The sequence below is a fragment of the Vibrio zhugei genome (assembly GCF_003716875.1).
Lineage (GTDB): Bacteria > Pseudomonadota > Gammaproteobacteria > Enterobacterales > Vibrionaceae > Vibrio > Vibrio zhugei.
Genome location: NZ_CP033077.1, coordinates 315,187 through 332,494, shown reverse-complemented (window position 1 = coordinate 332,494; position 17,308 = coordinate 315,187). Strand labels below are relative to the sequence as shown.

Annotated in this window: 15 protein-coding genes and 1 pseudogene; 8 read left to right on the top strand and 8 right to left on the bottom strand. The window is 45.5% G+C overall.

The window, feature by feature from the left end; all coding sequences use genetic code 11:
• Positions 1 to 150 precede the first annotated feature (150 nt).
• Together eat and EAE30_RS01595 are read right to left on the bottom strand one after the other, a co-directional pair.
• Positions 151 to 1,515 carry an ethanolamine permease gene (eat, locus tag EAE30_RS01600; RefSeq protein ID WP_123014360.1) on the bottom strand — a complete coding sequence of 455 codons (1,365 nt, stop codon included), beginning with the start codon at positions 1,513 to 1,515 and terminating at the stop codon, positions 151 to 153.
• A 483-nt stretch (positions 1,516 to 1,998) separates the two neighbouring features.
• Positions 1,999 to 2,568 (bottom strand): protein kinase family protein, encoded by a 570-nt coding sequence (locus EAE30_RS01595; RefSeq protein WP_123014359.1) that lies wholly within the window; start codon positions 2,566 to 2,568, stop codon positions 1,999 to 2,001.
• A gap of 619 nt (positions 2,569 to 3,187) precedes the next feature.
• Here EAE30_RS01595 and EAE30_RS01590 point away from each other — a divergent pair.
• From EAE30_RS01590 to EAE30_RS01580, 3 genes are all read left to right on the top strand, one after another.
• Positions 3,188 to 4,072, top strand: a complete 885-nt coding sequence (locus EAE30_RS01590) for an AEC family transporter (protein ID WP_123014358.1) — start codon at positions 3,188 to 3,190, stop codon at positions 4,070 to 4,072.
• Positions 4,073 to 4,105: 33 nt separating this feature from the next.
• Positions 4,106 to 4,612 (top strand): HD domain-containing protein, encoded by a 507-nt coding sequence (locus tag EAE30_RS01585; protein WP_199287037.1) that lies wholly within the window; start codon positions 4,106 to 4,108, stop codon positions 4,610 to 4,612.
• 232 nt (positions 4,613 to 4,844) lie between these two features.
• Positions 4,845 to 5,915 carry an FAD:protein FMN transferase gene (locus tag EAE30_RS01580; protein WP_123014357.1) on the top strand — a complete coding sequence of 357 codons (1,071 nt, stop codon included), beginning with the start codon at positions 4,845 to 4,847 and terminating at the stop codon, positions 5,913 to 5,915.
• 86 nt (positions 5,916 to 6,001) lie between these two features.
• Here EAE30_RS01580 and EAE30_RS01575 read toward each other — a convergent pair whose 3' ends face one another.
• Both EAE30_RS01575 and EAE30_RS01570 read right to left on the bottom strand, forming a co-directional pair.
• Positions 6,002 to 7,081: a nickel/cobalt transporter gene (locus EAE30_RS01575; RefSeq protein ID WP_123014356.1), complete on the bottom strand. Its 1,080-nt coding sequence runs from the start codon at positions 7,079 to 7,081 to the stop codon at positions 6,002 to 6,004.
• Positions 7,082 to 7,094: 13 nt separating this feature from the next.
• Complete coding sequence (locus EAE30_RS01570) at positions 7,095 to 7,775, bottom strand: DUF1007 family protein (RefSeq protein WP_241967562.1); 681 nt, start codon at positions 7,773 to 7,775, stop codon at positions 7,095 to 7,097.
• A 197-nt stretch (positions 7,776 to 7,972) separates the two neighbouring features.
• Between EAE30_RS01570 and EAE30_RS01565 the strand changes: the two genes are divergently transcribed.
• Positions 7,973 to 8,398 (top strand): GNAT family N-acetyltransferase, encoded by a 426-nt coding sequence (locus tag EAE30_RS01565; RefSeq protein WP_123014355.1) that lies wholly within the window; start codon positions 7,973 to 7,975, stop codon positions 8,396 to 8,398.
• A 47-nt stretch (positions 8,399 to 8,445) separates the two neighbouring features.
• Here EAE30_RS01565 and EAE30_RS01560 read toward each other — a convergent pair whose 3' ends face one another.
• Positions 8,446 to 8,685, bottom strand: a complete 240-nt coding sequence (locus EAE30_RS01560; protein ID WP_123014354.1) for an RNA recognition motif domain-containing protein — start codon at positions 8,683 to 8,685, stop codon at positions 8,446 to 8,448.
• 273 nt (positions 8,686 to 8,958) lie between these two features.
• On the opposite strand from EAE30_RS01560, the gene EAE30_RS01555 reads away from it, so the two are divergent.
• Positions 8,959 to 9,234 carry an ArsR/SmtB family transcription factor gene (locus EAE30_RS01555; protein WP_123014353.1) on the top strand — a complete coding sequence of 92 codons (276 nt, stop codon included), beginning with the start codon at positions 8,959 to 8,961 and terminating at the stop codon, positions 9,232 to 9,234.
• A 71-nt stretch (positions 9,235 to 9,305) separates the two neighbouring features.
• On the opposite strand, the gene EAE30_RS01550 is transcribed toward EAE30_RS01555, so the two are convergent.
• The gene (locus EAE30_RS01550) at positions 9,306 to 10,205 is read right to left on the bottom strand and encodes an endonuclease/exonuclease/phosphatase family protein (protein ID WP_123014352.1); all 900 of its coding nucleotides are present in this window, start codon (positions 10,203 to 10,205) and stop codon (positions 9,306 to 9,308) included.
• Between the two features lie 255 nt (positions 10,206 to 10,460).
• On the opposite strand from EAE30_RS01550, the gene nrdD reads away from it, so the two are divergent.
• A complete protein-coding gene (nrdD, locus tag EAE30_RS01545; RefSeq protein ID WP_123014351.1) occupies positions 10,461 to 12,581 on the top strand; it encodes an anaerobic ribonucleoside-triphosphate reductase in 2,121 nt (706 codons plus the stop codon).
• Between the two features lies 1 nt (position 12,582).
• Entirely contained in the window at positions 12,583 to 13,059 is a 477-nt protein-coding gene (nrdG, locus tag EAE30_RS01540; RefSeq protein WP_123014350.1) for an anaerobic ribonucleoside-triphosphate reductase-activating protein, read from the top strand.
• Between the two features lie 57 nt (positions 13,060 to 13,116).
• On the opposite strand, the gene EAE30_RS01535 is transcribed toward nrdG, so the two are convergent.
• Positions 13,117 to 14,013, bottom strand: coding sequence for a LysR substrate-binding domain-containing protein (locus tag EAE30_RS01535; protein ID WP_199287036.1), 897 nt, complete (start codon positions 14,011 to 14,013; stop codon positions 13,117 to 13,119).
• 250 nt (positions 14,014 to 14,263) lie between these two features.
• Between EAE30_RS01535 and EAE30_RS18920 the strand changes: the two are divergent.
• Positions 14,264 to 16,267: pseudogene (locus tag EAE30_RS18920) on the top strand (BCCT family transporter).
• Between the two features lie 127 nt (positions 16,268 to 16,394).
• Here the strand turns inward: EAE30_RS18920 and EAE30_RS01525 are convergent.
• On the bottom strand, positions 16,395 to 16,832 hold the full coding sequence (locus EAE30_RS01525; protein ID WP_123014349.1) for a DUF3859 domain-containing protein: 438 nt from the start codon (positions 16,830 to 16,832) through the stop codon (positions 16,395 to 16,397).
• Positions 16,833 to 17,308 lie beyond the last annotated feature (476 nt).

The following is a 17,308-nucleotide window of genomic DNA, read 5'->3' as shown; positions in this document are numbered from 1 at the left end:
GAATAAAAAATAACCAGAAGTGGGTATATTGATGGTATGAATAGAATGAGTCAGTGATGTTGTGTGAGCTTTGGGCGCCGCTGTGTGCTCAGCGAATAAAAAAGCCAGCGAAAGCTGACTTTTTTATTGATAGGGATTCGAGCTGTTCGGTCACTCACCCGCGAGCAAGACATCTTGCTCGGCGTTGTCTCGCTGCTGTTTCGTCAGGGTGAAGTATAGATAACCGACTCCCATTAATAGACAAAACAAAAGGGCAATTTCACGGTTAAACCAAACCATGGCAATTAAGCACAGTACCGCGAGGCCAAGGGCGATGGCGGGGACGATAGGATAAAACGGTGCACGGTAAGTCCGTTGTAAGTCGGGCTCTGTTTTACGCAGTTTGAATAAGCTTAGCATGCTCATGATATACATGACGATTGCACCAAAGACGGCCAAGGTTATCATCGCCGCAGTGAGTCCCATGCCTTGCAGTTCCACAATGCCATCACTGTAAATGGCAATGATACCAATGACGCCCCCTGCAATGGTGGCTCGATATGGGGTATTAAAACGTGACAGTTTGCTTAAGCTCTTTGGCAGGTAGCCCGCACGGGAGAGCGCAAAAAATTGTCGTGAGTAACCCAGAATGATGCCATGGAAACTGGCAATTAAACCAAATAAGCCAATCCACACCAGCATATGGAGCCAATTTGAGTGCTCTCCCACCACCATTTTCATGGCTTGTGGTAAGGGATCATTAATCCCAGAGAGTTTGCTCCAATCTCCCGAGCCTCCGGCAAAAATCATCACGCCAAAGGCGAGAAAAACCAAGGTAATGATGCCACTTAAATACGCTTTAGGGATGGTACGTTTGGGATCCTTGGCCTCTTCCGCAGCCATCGCTGCGCCTTCAATGGCAAGGAAAAACCAAATCGCAAACGGAATGGCAGCAAAAATCGCCGATACGGTTCCCAGACTAAAATGATCGCTTCCCGCCCAGCCATTGGCCACAAAGTTGCTCAGGCTAAACCCTGGCGAGACAACGCCCATGAAAATAAGCAATTCGCCAACTGCCAATACGGTGACACACAGCTCAAACATGGCGGCTAATTTGACCCCTAGAATATTAAGCAGCATGAAGATCAGATAGGCGCCCAATGCCGCAAGTTTCGGATCCAACTGAGGATATTGTACGTTGAGATAGGCTCCGATGGCTAAAGCAATGGCTGGCGGCGCAAAGACAAATTCGATTAATGTGGCGAAGCCTGCGATGAGTCCGCCAGTTTCGCCATAAGCGCGCCGGCTATACGCGAATGGACCGCCAGCATGTGGAATGGCGGTGGTCAACTCGGTAAAACTGAAGATAAAGCAGGTGTACATCAAAGCCACTATGACGGTGGTCACGAGAAATCCTAGTGTCCCTGAAACGCCCCATCCGTAACTCCATCCAAAATATTCACCGGATATTACGAGCCCAACGGCGATTCCCCACAAGGATATCGCTCCGAGTGATTTCTGTAATTTGGCGGTCATATCGATCTCCTGAAAACAATTGAGGGTGACGCACGTCCGTGTTCCACCTTACGCATCAAATCCGCCGTCCTTGTTGGATCTCGCGGACTGACTTGTTCATTCTTACTTACGCAGTGCTAGCGAAACTCATACCGATTTTAAGAACGTGAACAATATTCAGTGTCGAAGAGTGGTTCTCATCTTATTTGCCACATTTTTATCTACCGTGTCATATCATGAGGTCGCTAAAAAGAGAGATACACTGATTTGTTTCCTCTCGCCATTTGACGTGGAGGGGGGAGATTGAACCAAGTTGACACGCTATGGCAGTGCTGTGCACTTTCACTGTGCACGTTTTACTGTGTTAGGTATGAGAGTGAGTGTTCGGGAAAAGTAGGAATAGTAGATATAAAAAAGCCCTAACAATTAGGGCTTTTAGTATCCACAATGATTACCGCAGAGAAAAAGGAGTATAAAAGGACTGAGGTAATGGGTGCAGAGTGTTTAGCGTATCATACGTCCGATGCGTCGAACTTTTCCGCCTAATTCCACCAACTTACGTTGCGTTTCAGACAACATTTGCGGCTGATGCTCAGCAATGAGTCGATAGAGGTGATATAACGATACTTTACGCGCGATACGCCAAATCGGACTCCATGAGCGACGACGTAACGTGGCACGTTCAAAATCCACTAACCCTAAGGTTCCATTTTCATCAACAACAATATCGCGGATCGGCATTGAATGACGAGCAACTCCCGCATTAAGCATATTATTCACGATAGTAGTTAACGTGATGATTTGTTCCGGTGATAGAGTATGTGCAGACTCACCCGATAAGCGAGACATACGGATCACGTGTTTTTGGTCATCCACACCGTATAGGACAGGGATGCCGGCGATACCTTGCAATCTTGACAATGCTTCTTTTTCGATTGCGTAGCGTCGAGGAGTGCTAGATTTTGGTTTGAAAAATTTTGTGACGATATCATCCCCAATTTTTAACAGCATTTTATTGGTTTCGTATACGCCATCGATAACGCATTTATCGATTGTTAATTGAGAGTGTTGCATAGTCGAATAGCCTTATTTAAGAGTGCTTTTTCATCTAAAAAGCCTAATCCACATAATGATGGATTGGATACTTTACCAAGCAGTATGATGGTTTCACCTTATAAATAGACAACGTTGCTGCATCGTCGCGGTGCTCAATACATCGCTTCAATGCGGGATTCGATATTAGTTCGAATTTTGTGATGTTGATCTTACTCCTTTATGGGTAAGAGATCTATTCGTATACATTTATTTACAATCAAATGAGAGGCGACTGCAGAATATGTTGCATAGTACTAACAAACTTACTGATAAAGAGGCCCTGGGGCGCTGATTTTTATCAAAAAATTGCATTTTTCGGGATGTTAATCGCGGGTTAATCGTGTGACAGACGGCGTTTACGGGCCAATCACATGATGGATTGGGTGCATTTTTGGGCGTAAAAAAGCCGAGTGACGCGTGTCATGTTCTGAGTATTTTATGGACGCATTCTGACTCGTAAATCGTATCGATAGAGGACTCATCAAGTCGATGAATTGCTTACTGTTTCGCCAGAATAAATCATAACAATAATGGGTGTCTTGCGCCCAAGCGTGTTAGCATACCGTTTTCATATTGATTGAGCTTAAATAGGGATAATATGTTCGCCGCATTCATTTCTGCGATTTTACCTGTTTTGATTATCGCATTAGTCGGTACGCTGTTAAGTAAAAAGACTCAGTATTTAGATGATCCGAACTTACCTAAGCTGATTGTTAATGTTGGGATGCCCGCACTTCTTATGCATTCCATGCTGGGCGATCATATTGATTTCATGGGGATGGGAAAGTTAGTCATCGCGGCCGCTGCTGCATTAGGGGCGATGGTGGTCCTATCACTGGTGGTACTTAAAGTCATGAAACTGCCCGCACGCTATTACTTACCGGTATTGGTGAATCCTAATACTGGGAATTTGGGCATCCCGATCGCTTATGCGTTGCTCGGCGAGCAAGGATTAGCAGGGGCGGTGATTATTTCATCCATCATTGAAATCAGTCATTTTACGCTGGGCATCGGTATGATGTCCGGCAGCTTTAATGCGCGTCGTTTGCTGGCGAACCCACCAGTGATTTCGCTGATCGTCGGGGCCCTAATCATGGGAAGCGGCATGCCAATTCCGGCTTTTATGTTAACGGTATTTGATATGCTCGGCAGTATTACTGTGCCGATTATGTTACTGATGCTAGGGCGGTCGCTCGCGCATATGAAAGTGCATGAGGCAAAATGGGGACGTTTGATCTTTTTGGCGTGTTACCGACCGATTATGGGAATGTCGATGGCATGGCTAGCGGCTGTGGCTCTCGGATTATCGCCCTTACATACGGCGAACTTACTGATTGCGTTTTGTATGCCAGTGGCGGTGCTGAATTATATTTTTGCCACGCGTTATAAAGGCCCAGTGAACGATGTTGCTGGACTGACATTTTTGACGTTACCGACCGCGTTGTGCGCGCTCGTCATCATTAAAATGTTTGTCATGAACTAATGAATTAGACGTAATTGAGTAGAGACCAGAATTATGATGAATCATCCGGCGCGTGCGTTTGCACAACATTACCATGGTGAGCAACGCTATGGATGTGATCCTTACGTTTACCATTTGGATATGGTGGCCTTGTTGTGTCTGCCTTATGGAAGCGATGCCGTGACTGTTGCCTATCTTCACGATGTGATTGAAGACACGCAGGCCAGTGTGTCGTTAGTCGCGGAGCACTTTGGTGAATACATTGCCGCGTGTGTTGCCATTCTTACTGATGAACCGGGCGACAATCGAGCGATCAAAAAAGCACGTACGTATCATAAAATGGCGCAAGTGAGCGGCCGATTAGAGCTGGCGTTGTTGGTGAAAGCCGCTGATCGCTTAGCCAACCTTCGTATGTGCAGTGTGACGCAAGACCAAGAAAAAATCGCGACCTATCAGCGTGAACATGCGCAATTTGTCGCCTCAGTCTATCGGCCTGATTTATGTGAACACCTGTGGGATCAGATTCATATTGTCATGACTCATTTGCCCAAGATGTCGTAAACGCGTTTTAACGCTATAAAATTCATCAAAATATGTCGATTTTATACACGTATTGAAATTATCTTGAACGAGAGCAGTAATAAGGGTCGCAAAATAAGCAGTGAACCGTTAGACTCTGCACCAACTTTATTCTCCTCCCCATCGAGAGCAGTGATGCTATCAACGCATCAATGTGCGTCACCTCTGATCTCTTGTTGGGCATGTGTACATCGAACAGGGTTGCTTTAATTCCATGAATAACCGTCATGCTACCTCAAAATTATGCCGTAATATTTTGCTTGTAGGGCTAGTAAGCGCAGGATTAACCGCGTGTAATCAACCTCCTGAAATGCAGAAGATCCAAGGTTTTGCTCAAGGCACCAGTTACCATATTAGTTACTGGACCACCAAAGATATCGATAAGAAAACCATCAAGAAACAATTTCAAACTAAGCTCGATATGATCGATGAAGAGCTTTCTACCTATCGCGATGATTCTTACATTTCACGTTTCAATCAGAAAAAAAACACCAACTGGCAGCCAGCATCTAAAGACTTCATCCATTTAATTGATTTATCACGCGTCATTAATCGTGATACTCAAGGCTGTTACGATCCAACGGTGTCACCGTTATTCCAATTATGGGGTTTTCAAAAAGGAACCTTAGTTGTACCTACCGCGGAGCAAATCACCGAGGTTAAAAAGCAAATGGGATTGGATAAAATTCAAGTGGATCACAGTGGCATGCGGATACGTAAAACATTGCCAAATGTTCAACTTGATTTCTCGTCAATGGGAGAAGGTTATACCATCAAGCAATTGAGTCATATTTTAGAGTCGGATGGTATTACTAACTATCTTGTCGAATTTGGCGGTGATATGAAGATCCGTGGTCACAAGCCCGATGGACAGAAGTGGCGTGTGGCGATTGAACGTCCTATTCCGTTAGAAGATGGAATCAAGCCTTATAAAATCGTCACAATTAATGACGAGAAAGGGGTGACGTTGAATACGTCAGGAACCTACCATCACTCCTTTGATAAAGATGGTAAAGAATACCCGCATATTTTGGATCCTCGTACTGGCTCACCTGTGACGCACGATTTGTCTTCTGCGTCTATTTTTAGTGATGATGCTGAAATCGGAGATGCATGGGCAACGGCGATGCTATGTTTAGGCCCGAAAGTGGGTAAAGCGGTCGCGTTGCGTAAAAACCTCGAGGTGTTTTTCATTCGTGGTACTGAGAAAGACGCGAAGAGTTTCTCTAGCGAAGCGCTGCTCAAGTCTCAGCGCGTGAGTTTTTCTCAAGACGAGCCGAATTAAGCGTAACTTCTTCAATACGCTAAAACACACAAAAAGCCCGCCTATGATAGCGGGCTTTTTTAGCGGTGAACTGGGCTTAGGGCATGTTAATGAACATTGAAGATCGGCGAGACGCCAAAACCGCTTTGATGAAACAGGACATAGCTGACCAACATTAATGTCGCCCCAGAAAGAAGACGCAATGTGGGGGCAATCCACGGAAAGTGTTGCTGATCGTCTTTGAGGTAGCGCTGTACAAATTGACGCCCTGACACGGTGGCTAAGGCAATAGCTGAAGTGGTACATGCGGTGCCTACCGACATGATGACCGCGCTGAATACTCCCACCCAGTATTGATGCGCTAAGTTGGCAAAGAACAATACCAAGATGGTCCCAGTGCAGGGCCGGATACCAATACTCATAATGATGGCGACATATTCGCGCACACTTTTCGCGCGATTGATCTCGTTTGGCGTAGCAATATGTTTATGACCGCAACTGCAACTGCAACTGCCGTCTTCGTGGATATGATGTTCATGTTCATGTTCATGATGGTGCTCATGATGGTGCGTCGTGTCATGGGGCGAATGGTCATGATGGCGATGACTTGTTCGCCATTGCTTATAGAAGTAGCGCATTCCTTGATAGAAAATGATGGCGCCAATCAGTAATACACCGACATAACTGAGGGAGAAAATTTGGCCGACAAACGCGTTCACATGACGCATGGTCTGCTTGAGCACAAATAAAAATACCGACACCACACCAATGGCAACCAACGCTTGAACAAGCGCTGACACCACCGTTATCATCAATCCCATTTTGACTTTGGCGGGATTGGTCGCAAGATACGTGCTGACAATGAGCTTACCGTGTCCTGGGCCTAATGAATGAAAAATGCCATAGAGAAAACTCACTTCAATCAGAGAATACATGGCGGTGCGGCTTTGCACGGAATCGTAGATTAAATCACTCAATTGGTCGACCGAGGAGCGTTGCCATTGAACACTCATGATCAAAATATGTGGCCACATAATATAGATAAAATGGATCAGAATCGCGAGGGTTGTGGTCACGACAGCAAGAGTCACGGTACGGCTGAGCGTTAAATACCGTTTTTTTTGTGGCGGCGTCATGGTGTCTATTGCAGCAGTGCTAGGCGAAGGCGGCTCATGAGTGTGCGACATTGGTAACGTCCTCTCAGTGGCAAGTCAGTGTGAGTTTTTGGGTGAAAAGCTGTCCCAACGTATTATCGGGGTCGGCATCGGCGGGCAAATTACTCGCGTAAGCCACCTCTTTGGGAGTGGGATTAGGGGCAAGAATTTTATATTGGCAATGCTGCTCTAAAGCGGGAGAAAGTTGAATGTTCTTTCGGCCTTTCCAAGACATGTCCACATAATACGTTGGATCAAAAATGAGGAGATTCAAGGGAGCGTTGGTGAACTTAAACGGCTGTGTTAGAGGCAAGTCGAAGGTTAGCGTGGCTTTACCTCGATGTGAGGTCAACACGGCGTTTCGCGCAGTTTTATACCGTATCGGTGTGGTTTTATGTTGATAAAAATAGGTAAAGTAGTGAGTGCTGAGCATATTTTTGATCATATTGTCAGCCAGTTTCTGCATGGTTGCCGCGCGATGAGCCTTGGACATATCTTCGCCATCAAAGAGATAGGCGGTCGTCATCGGATCAAATTCCCAAATCATGGAAAACCCGGTGATGGCTTGGTCAGTACCGTTGATTTTTGTGGTCATATCTACCCATGAGTGGGGATGAGCATGCGCATTACTCGGAACAAAAGCCAATAACCCGAGCAAGGACAACCAAGAGCGAGAGAGAAACATTTTGGGCGCGACAGCGCGTAATCTGGGCCAGTCAAACAACACGATAACTCTTATATAGTAGTAGCATTTAGGGAAGTCCGGACGTTATAACATATTTCTGTGTAAAAGACAGTCAAGCAAGTGTCATCCTGCTTATCTGTAATCGGAACGGAAGAAAAAGCGTTTCACGTTGGATTACAGGGTGAAATAGGGGTAAGGTATCGATATTAAAGGAATGTTTTAAGCAGAGGTAGAAAGCAATGGAGTGGTTACCGACCGACGATAAAGAGTTCGCACGAACCCTGACCTTGGCGAATATGCAAGGGTATTATGACCAGTATGGCATCACTTGGGATGATCACATTTTTGATGCTTCATGGCAGAGTTTTGATAATTTTGAAATTTATCAGAGTGGCCAGCGCGTAGGCGTCATTCGTTTTAGCCATGATGACAATGCGGTTTACATTCGAGATTTACAGATCGGTGAGAAGTATCGTAATCAGGGAGTAGGTGCTGCAACCCTCAAGTTTGCTAAGCGTTATTGCCAACAAGCGAAGAGAGCAGAATTGCGGTTGCGAGTCTTCGCGAACAATCCAGCGAAAGCGTTATATGAGCGTCTTGGATTTTCGGTCACAGGGCGTGATGAGTCTTTGATAACAATGGCAACCGTGATATCGCCTGAATGACAAAGCCAGCCCTGAGGCTGGCTTTGTTGTATTTGTGTCACAAGCGTTTATTCTTGCGCTGCTTTTACGCGAATCTTACTTTTTTGGACCGTGGACATATTCAGAGCGTTCATGGCACGCTGAGCATCATCGATGTCAGGCATTTCAACAAAGCCGAAGCCTTTAGATTGCCCCGTTTCTGCATCCAAGACTAAATTGCAGTGAGTGACATCGCCGTATTCTGAAAACAAGACACGGACATCATGCTCGGAGAGCGTACGCGCTAAATTGCGAACAAGAAGTTTCATAGAAAACCGTTTTATGAGTAAATTACCGCGTCATTATGTCACTTCAGCTTGATAAAAGCGACCGCTTATCACGGTATTGCTCGTTAAGCAGGATAACGTTGGTCAATGATGAGAGTAATGGGTCGTTGGCACAGCACGAAAACGTGATGTCTACCCCAAATTAGCCGCACCTAATGTTAGCGAGTCTTATAAAGTTGCAACTAATATTGAGTGGCGCTATGCTATGGTTTTTGTCATAACATGGGGAAATGAGGGGTGAACGACATTCAAACGATGCGCGCACAGTCAGAAGAAGTGTCGGAATGGCTGCGTATTTTAGCTCATCCTGAGCGTTTGATGGTGGTCTATCAATTGACCTCTGGCGAACTGGGCGTAGGAGATTTGCTGAAATATTCCAATCTGAGTCAATCGGCTTTTTCTCAGCATCTTACTGTCTTACGCAATCATCATATCATTCAAGCTCGTAAGGATTCCCAGAAGGTGTTCTATTCCTTAGTGGATCATCGAGTGACCGATATCGTCAATACCTTAAAACGCGTCTTTTTATAACCTTTCAGCGCGTGAATGTGTGACCGTTGCATACATTCACGCTTGCGACGTATCCATATTTATTCGTTTTCTTAATTCGCAGTTAATCGAGTGACGATCGGGCAATGATCGGATAAATGATGTTTAAGCACATCATCGCGAGCGAACGGTTGTTGCTCAGCGGTGCGCATTACAATATTACGACTATGGATAATGTGATCAATTAAGCGTCGAAACGTCACCGTCCGTGTTGGTTTCGATGCGGAGCGAGCAATGCAGCGCGATGCAGTATAACGGGTTGATAGCACGGGGTGGGGCGTAATGTCAGCCGTCATGGTGTTCCATAACCAATCGTTAGGGTAAGCCAATTGATGATTCATATCGCCGAGGATGACATAGGCTTGGTTTTGTTGAACGCGTTGTTGTACCCATTGGTTGAGCGCTTGACCTTGTTTTTTCAGCAGTCGACAACTCCGCTGCTTTGCATGATACGCCGTTTTACAACCGGCTTTTAAATGCACCGATAGCATATGAATTTTCTGTTTAGGAAGCGTCAGGATCACATAGGTCGCAAATCGTAATTTACTGTGGTGGCGATCCGGCAATAAATCCACATCGCTTGGATCCTCCGTTGCAATTGAGCGATGGACGGCGATCCCTGTGTATTGATTGACATTAGGAAACTGGTGGGTGTTGGCATACCGTGCTTGGCGGCGATCAGAGAAGTAAATACGATAGTCTTTGCCAATGACACGCTGCAATGCTTCCGGGCTGTCCACTTCTTGAAAGGCGAATACATCTGGGGTCGTGCGATTCAGTTCTGTTTGCATTGCGGTGTAGTCGCTTTGCGTTCGTGGCGGTCCAAATGGCGAGGGCGTTAGCGTGAGCCATTCCATATTCCACGTCATGACGGTAAGCGGCTGCGCCTTGGCGACCGTTGCATCAGCAAATATCGCGATAATACCGATAAACCAACCAAAAAGTATTTTCATTCTAATTCTCAATAATGTTGACTGTGATGAACGTAACGACTGAATTATATACTCACCAATAGCGGGTGAAAAATTTTCGATCCATCAGTCATTATTGGCGATGTCTTGTGCGCGTGCAGAACCTTTTTGATCTACATCAACAACGACCTCATGAGATCAGCGTCTAATGTTTTCCCTACATATAGTATCAAGAGTGCGAAATAATACCACATCCTGTAATGGGTGCGATTATCGCATTCGAAAAAGGAGAACACAGTGGCACCCACAGTCATCAAACGAGACGGATCACAAGCACGCTTTGACCCCATCCGCATTCAAACCGCCGTTACCAGTGCTGCCAGTAGCGTGACACCTGAGATCACCGAGTATGCCGCGCTGGTGGCGAAACGCGTGACGGAGCAATGCGCAACGTACCAGCGGATTGCGATCAGGGATATTCAAACAAGAGTGGAAAATGAATTGATGCAAGGACCGCATAAAGTGCTTGCCAGAGCGTATATTGAATATCGACATGACCGTGATGTGGCACGTGAAAAGCAGAGTGCGTTGAATCGAGAAATCGAAGGGTTAATTCAAGAAAGCAATGCCGAATTATTAAACGAAAATGCCAATAAAGATGGCAAGGTGATTCCTACACAGCGCGATTTATTGGCGGGTATTGTGGCAAAGCATTATGCCAAAGCGCACATCCTTCCTCGTGACGTTGTCACTGCTCATGAGCGTGGTGAGATCCATTATCATGACTTAGACTATGCGCCGTTTTTCCCAATGTTTAACTGTATGTTAATCGACTTAAAAGGCATGTTGACCGGTGGTTTTAAAATGGGCAACGCGGAAATAGAAACACCGAAGTCGATTTCGACTGCGACAGCCGTGACTGCACAGATCATCGCCCAAGTTGCCAGCCATATCTATGGCGGCACGACCATTAATGGCATTGATGAAATTTTAGAGCCCTATGTGAAAGCCAGTTATCAAAAACATTTGAATGTGGCGATTGAATGGGACATCCCACACCCGGAACGTTTTGCTGAGTCACGCACAGAGAAAGAATGTTTTGATGCCTTTCAATCGCTGGAGTATGAAGTTAATACGCTGCATACCGCGAATGGGCAAACCCCGTTTGTTACATTGGGGTTTGGACTTGGAACGTCGTGGTCAGCAAGGCTCATCCAACAGTCTATTTTGAAAAACCGGATTGCTGGGCTCGGTAAAAATCGTAAGACGGCGGTGTTTCCAAAATTGGTGTTTGCGATTAAACCAGGGGTCAATCAGCGCTTCGGTGATTGCAACTACGACATCAAACAATTGGCGCTTGAGTGTGCCAGTAAGCGTATGTATCCCGATATCCTCAATTACGATCGCGTAGTTGAAGTGACAGGGTCGTTTAAAACGCCAATGGGGTGCCGCAGTTTTCTCAATCTGTATGAAGAACATGGCAAACAAATTCATGATGGACGTAATAACTTAGGGGTGGTGAGTGTGAACCTGCCACACATCGCCCTCAAGGCCAAAGGCGACATCACGCGGTTTTATGAGTTACTGGATGAGACGCTTGTGATCGCGCGTCGCGCATTAGATTCGCGTATTGCACGGCTTGAGAATGTGAAAGCCCGCGTCGCCCCTATCTTATACATGGAAGGCGCTTGTGGGGTTCGGCTGAACGCCGATGATCCGATTGCTGACATCTTTAAGCACGGACGAGCGTCGATTTCTTTGGGTTACATCGGGGTGTATGAAGCCATCAATGCCTTGTTTGGTACTGATGCCCATATCTACGACGATGGCACGCTACGTCAAGAAGGGGTTCGTATTGTACAACACCTACGTCAAGCCGTTGATACGTGGAAGCAAGAAACTGGGTATGCCTTTAGTTTGTATGCCACACCAAGTGAAAATTTATGCCATCGTTTTTGTTCATTGGATGCGAAAACCTTCGGGGTTGTGGACGGTGTGACCGACAAAGGCTATTACACGAACAGTTTCCATCTCGATGTGGAAAAAAGCGTGAATCCGTACGATAAAATTGATTTCGAAATGCCATATCCCGCACTCTCAAGCGGCGGTTTTATCTGTTATGGGGAATTTCCCAATATGCAGCGTAATATCGAAGCGTTAGAAAATGTCTGGGACTACAGCTATAGTAAAGTGCCTTATTATGGCACCAATACGCCAATCGATGAGTGCTATGAATGCGGCTTTACTGGAGAGTTCAATTGCACCAGCAAAGGGTTTGTGTGCCCGAAATGCGGTAATCACGATACGGAAAAAGTCTCAGTGATCCGTCGAGTATGCGGTTACCTAGGCAGCCCTGATGCGCGTCCATTTAACTTGGGTAAGCAGCAAGAGGTTCAGCGCCGCGTGAAGCATCTATAGAATGAACTATCATCAATATCATCCAGTGGATGTGGTGAACGGTGAAGGCACGCGTTGCACTTTGTTTGTGGCAGGGTGCGAACATCACTGTAAAGGCTGTTATAACCAATCCACTTGGCGAGTCGACTCAGGACATGTGTATACGCAGGCCTTGGAAGATCGCATCATTGCCGATCTGATGGATACGCGAATCAAACGGCGTGGTTTGTCGCTGTCGGGGGGGGATCCACTACATCCTGCTAACTTAGCGGTAATTGAACGTCTCGTCACTCGCGTGAAACATCAATGTCCAGAGAAAGACATCTGGCTGTGGACCGGGTACACACTCAATCAACTGAGCGAAGCCCAGCGCGCCATCACAGATCAAATTGATGTGTTAATTGATGGCAAGTTCGAACAAAGCCAATACGATCCTGAGCTATTGTGGCGGGGCAGTGCTAACCAAATCATTCATCGATTTGACTTAAGTAAGAGCTAGCGGGGGATTACTGCCCCGTTCTGCGCTCACATTACGCTCCTTTGAGGGGGCGCATCTTTAGCATAGGGTCTTACCGTTGTTGAGTGGTTTAAGCTGATGGAAGCAATCCACTAGCTCGTCGACGATAGGATTGTCTTTTGCGAAAGGATGACGGTGCAAGGCTATCTCTGTTGAGGGTAAGTCTGGTAAACCGATGTCGGCGTTTAGTGTGACCATACCGGGCACCAGCATGGACGGGGTTAAAATGGTGACCGCCAGCCCCGCTTTCACCACCGAACTTAGCCCAGATAAGCTGGCGCTTGTATAAGCTGCACGCCAGCGAATTCCCGCACTGTTTAGTGCTTCAATACCGCGCTGACGAAAAATGCACATCCCATCTCTTGACAATGCTAACGGTAACTCGGCCCTCTTATTGATGTCGAATCCTTCTGCCGCCGCCCAAACGGTTTTTTCATGATATAGAACTGTGCCACCGGGTGTATAAGGTTGGCGAGTTGTGATCGCTAAATCGAGCGTATTGGCATGCAGCTTATCGAGTAATTCAACGCTTAACCCACAATGCACTTGCAACTCGACGTCAGGAAACCTCTTTTCGAAATTGGATAACATGCTGGGAATATAAACCAAGTAATCATCGGGGATACCTAAGCGTATGGTACCCTCTAGACGATGATCACACAGGTCTTGCCATGCCAGAGTATTTTGATTGAGTAACCTCCGTGCATGCACGAGTAATTTGCGTCCTGCTAGTGTTGGCTCAGGCATACGCTGATGTTTTTCAAGCAAAGCTGAACCAACGAAGGTTTCAAGTCGTTTGATATGGGCGCTGACTGTGGATTGCGCCAAATGCAGTTCTTCGGCCGCCCAGGTAAAACTCTGACTATCAATCACCTGAACGAATGTTTTGAGCAACACTAAGTCCAACGGGCGATGGTTTGCATTCTTTATTATCACGTTTCGTAATACTCTTATTAAGATTTATCGTTTTCATAATATAGCGCCCTGCCTCACAATACCACCCATCAAAATCGACGGCTTTTACTATCAATGTCTATGTTCGTTTGTCGATCACAGTGGCATTAATCACTCCCATTTAAGCGATGCATCATCGGATTAGTTGTCCTGTGTCGTGACTCTCAGCTCATAGTCAAATCAGCCTTCGGTCTCCATTCTCTTATCATGAGGTCAATGAAATCTTCTAATTATGAGTATTACGACGGAAAACAATCACCCTAAAATAGCCGGTATTAATCCGCCCGTGTTTTATCCATCAGCCAGTCTTATCGTCCTGTTTGTGTTATTTACTATATTAATGCCAGAAACGGCAGGCCAATGGTTTGGTTCATTACAAGCTTGGATCATTGATACATTTGGCTGGTTCTATCTGCTTTCGATGGGTATTTTTCTCATCATAACCCTAGTGTTAGCATTTAGCCGTTATGGCAGCATTAAACTTGGACCAGATCATAGCCAGCCGGAATACAGTTATATGTCATGGTTTGCCATGCTGTTTTCTGCGGGTATGGGGATTGGATTAATCTTTTACGGCGTTGCCGAGCCCGTATTCCATTATGCTAACCCACCGACAGGCGACCCTTCGACTGTTGAAGCAGCACGTCATGCAATGACGCTGACTTTCTTCCACTGGGGAGTTCATGCTTGGGGTGTATACGCTATCGTTGCGCTGGCATTAGGTTACTTTAGCTTCCGCCATGGTTTGCCACTGCGTATTAGTTCGGCGCTATATCCAGTTATTGGGAATCGTATTTATGGTCCTATTGGCTATGTAGTCGACATTCTTGCGGTATTTGGCACCATGTTTGGTATCGCGACGTCACTCGGCCTTGGTGTCTTGCAAATCAACTCTGGATTAAATTATCTATTTGATATTCCAATGACAACTGGGGTTCAATTGGTATTGATTGCCATTGTGACAACCATGGCGAGTATTTCAGTGTGCCTTGGATTAGATAGTGGTATTCGCCGTCTGTCCGAGTGGAACCTGAACCTAGCGGTTGTACTATTGGTTTTTGTGGCGATTGCCGGACCAACCTTATTCATTTTCCAATCGTTAGCGCAAAACATCGATAGTTATGTCTCATCAATTGTCGACATGACATTCAATAGCTTTGCTTACATTAACAGTGATAAAACACAGTCATTCTTAGGCGGTTGGACCTTGTTCTACTGGGCATGATTTATTGCGTGGTCTCCGTTTGTTGGTATGTTCGTCGCTCGTATTTCTCGCGGCCGTACGATTAAAGAATTTGTGCTTGGTGTATTATTTGTGCCGGTATTAGTCACCATTATTTGGTTAACCGTATTTGGTGATACCGCATTGCATGGCATCATGACAGGAACAATGCCAAACCTTGTTGATCAAGTGTTTGCGGATACGCCAACCTCATTATTCCGTTTTCTTGATACCTTGCCTTTAGCAAGCATTTCATCGGTTATTGCAACCTTGTTGATTTTCACATTCTTTGTCACATCGTCAGATTCTGGCTCTTTGGTGATTGATACCTTAACAGCTAAAGATGGTGATGAAACACCAGTGAAACAACGTATCTTCTGGTCTGTTTCAGAAGGGCTTGTCGCAGCAGCGTTGGTGATTGCTGGAGGCCAAGACGTGTTAGCGGCATTGCAAGCGGCCTCGCTGGCTTCTGCGTTGCCATTTGCACCGATTTTACTACTGGTTGGATTTGGGTTATTTAAATCTTTGCGTTTGGAAATGATCAAAAAAGATAGCATGCAGCATCTTAACCAATCCACGCCAAGTAGCTTAGCACGTATCCAAGAAACCAGTTGGGAGCAACAATTAGAGCAATTGATCTCTCTGCCGCAAAAACCGCAAGCAATGGACTTTTTACAAAATAATGTGGTCAGTGCAATGCGTGATGTCGCTGGCGTCTTTGAGAAAAAAGGATTGAACACTAAAGTACACGTTGAAGATAGCCACTGCTATCTAGCGGTTGACCATGGCGATGAGCGTAATTTCTTATATGGCGCTTGGGTACGTGAAACGAGTTCCCCTTCTTTCATTGGCGAGCGCAGTAAGAATAAACCAAGCACACAGTGCTGCATTAAAGTGTATCTTCGTGAAGGTTCGCTACAATACGATATTTGTGGTTATAGCCACAATCAATTGATTGCCGATATTATTGACCACTATGAAAAGCATCTGTATTTCTTGAATCAGCTACGCTAAAGAAAGAAATCAGGGAGTATCATGCAAGGTTAAATAGTACGTCATCATGCTTGCGATATCCCCTAACTTTTTATTAGGGGATGTCGCGCTTTTACATACTGAGCGAGATCACGGATCAGTATTAGGATTAAAATCCCCGTTTTTTCCAAAATTGATCGGCGTCGTTTGCCATGACTGTAAACGTCTTTTCCGCAATGACTTTACCCTGCATCTCCATCACCATATGCCATTTGCCCAAATTACTCTCTAAGCCATTGATAGGGCAATGCAGTTGAATCGTGTCGCCTAAATAGAAATCCCAATCGTTACTGCGAACATACACTTCGCCATCAAACGGGGCGAGAATTTGTCCTTTTTTATTTACCACGCCAGGATGGTGAATACAGAACGTCAGCAGTTCGCCTTTGGCTTTTTTGATGTTGACGGTAAAACCAAATTCAATGTCTTCCTTGGCCGGAATAATTTGCGTGAATTCACGAATTTTGGGAAGTGCTTTGGATTTTTCATCCCAATGAGAGTATATGCCATAAGAAGAGATACTGATGACTGGGGTTCGTTTTGCCACGCGTCGTGTCCTGTAGGTGAAGTTGTGGTCGGATTTTACGTAAATACCCGTTAGGCTTCAAATTAAATGCAAGGCGAAGGGATAGAACAGAGTGAATGGCGCTGGGCAGACGCGAATAATCAGTCTGTAGCCCATAAAACCCGCATCACAAGCTCGCCCCCAAATTGTCATAATGAGGCGGTATCTTAGGTGAATAGGGTGCATTCTATCCGCTTTTCTTGCAGATAATAGGCCTTCATGAACCGTGTTTATGGTAAGTGGCTAGGGCGGTTTAACGGTATGATTGGCTCATTGCCGAGTGAGTTAAATCATACGAAAATTCTATCTTTTTGAGGGTAATTTTTAGAGAAAGGTATGTCTTAGTTATTATTATTTATTGCAAAAGAGGCAGTTATGCTGCTAATATCTTGAAAATACAATTAGAGCACTAATCATTTTTTTTCGCTTTTTTCTTGTTTTTCGCTTTTCAAAGGCAT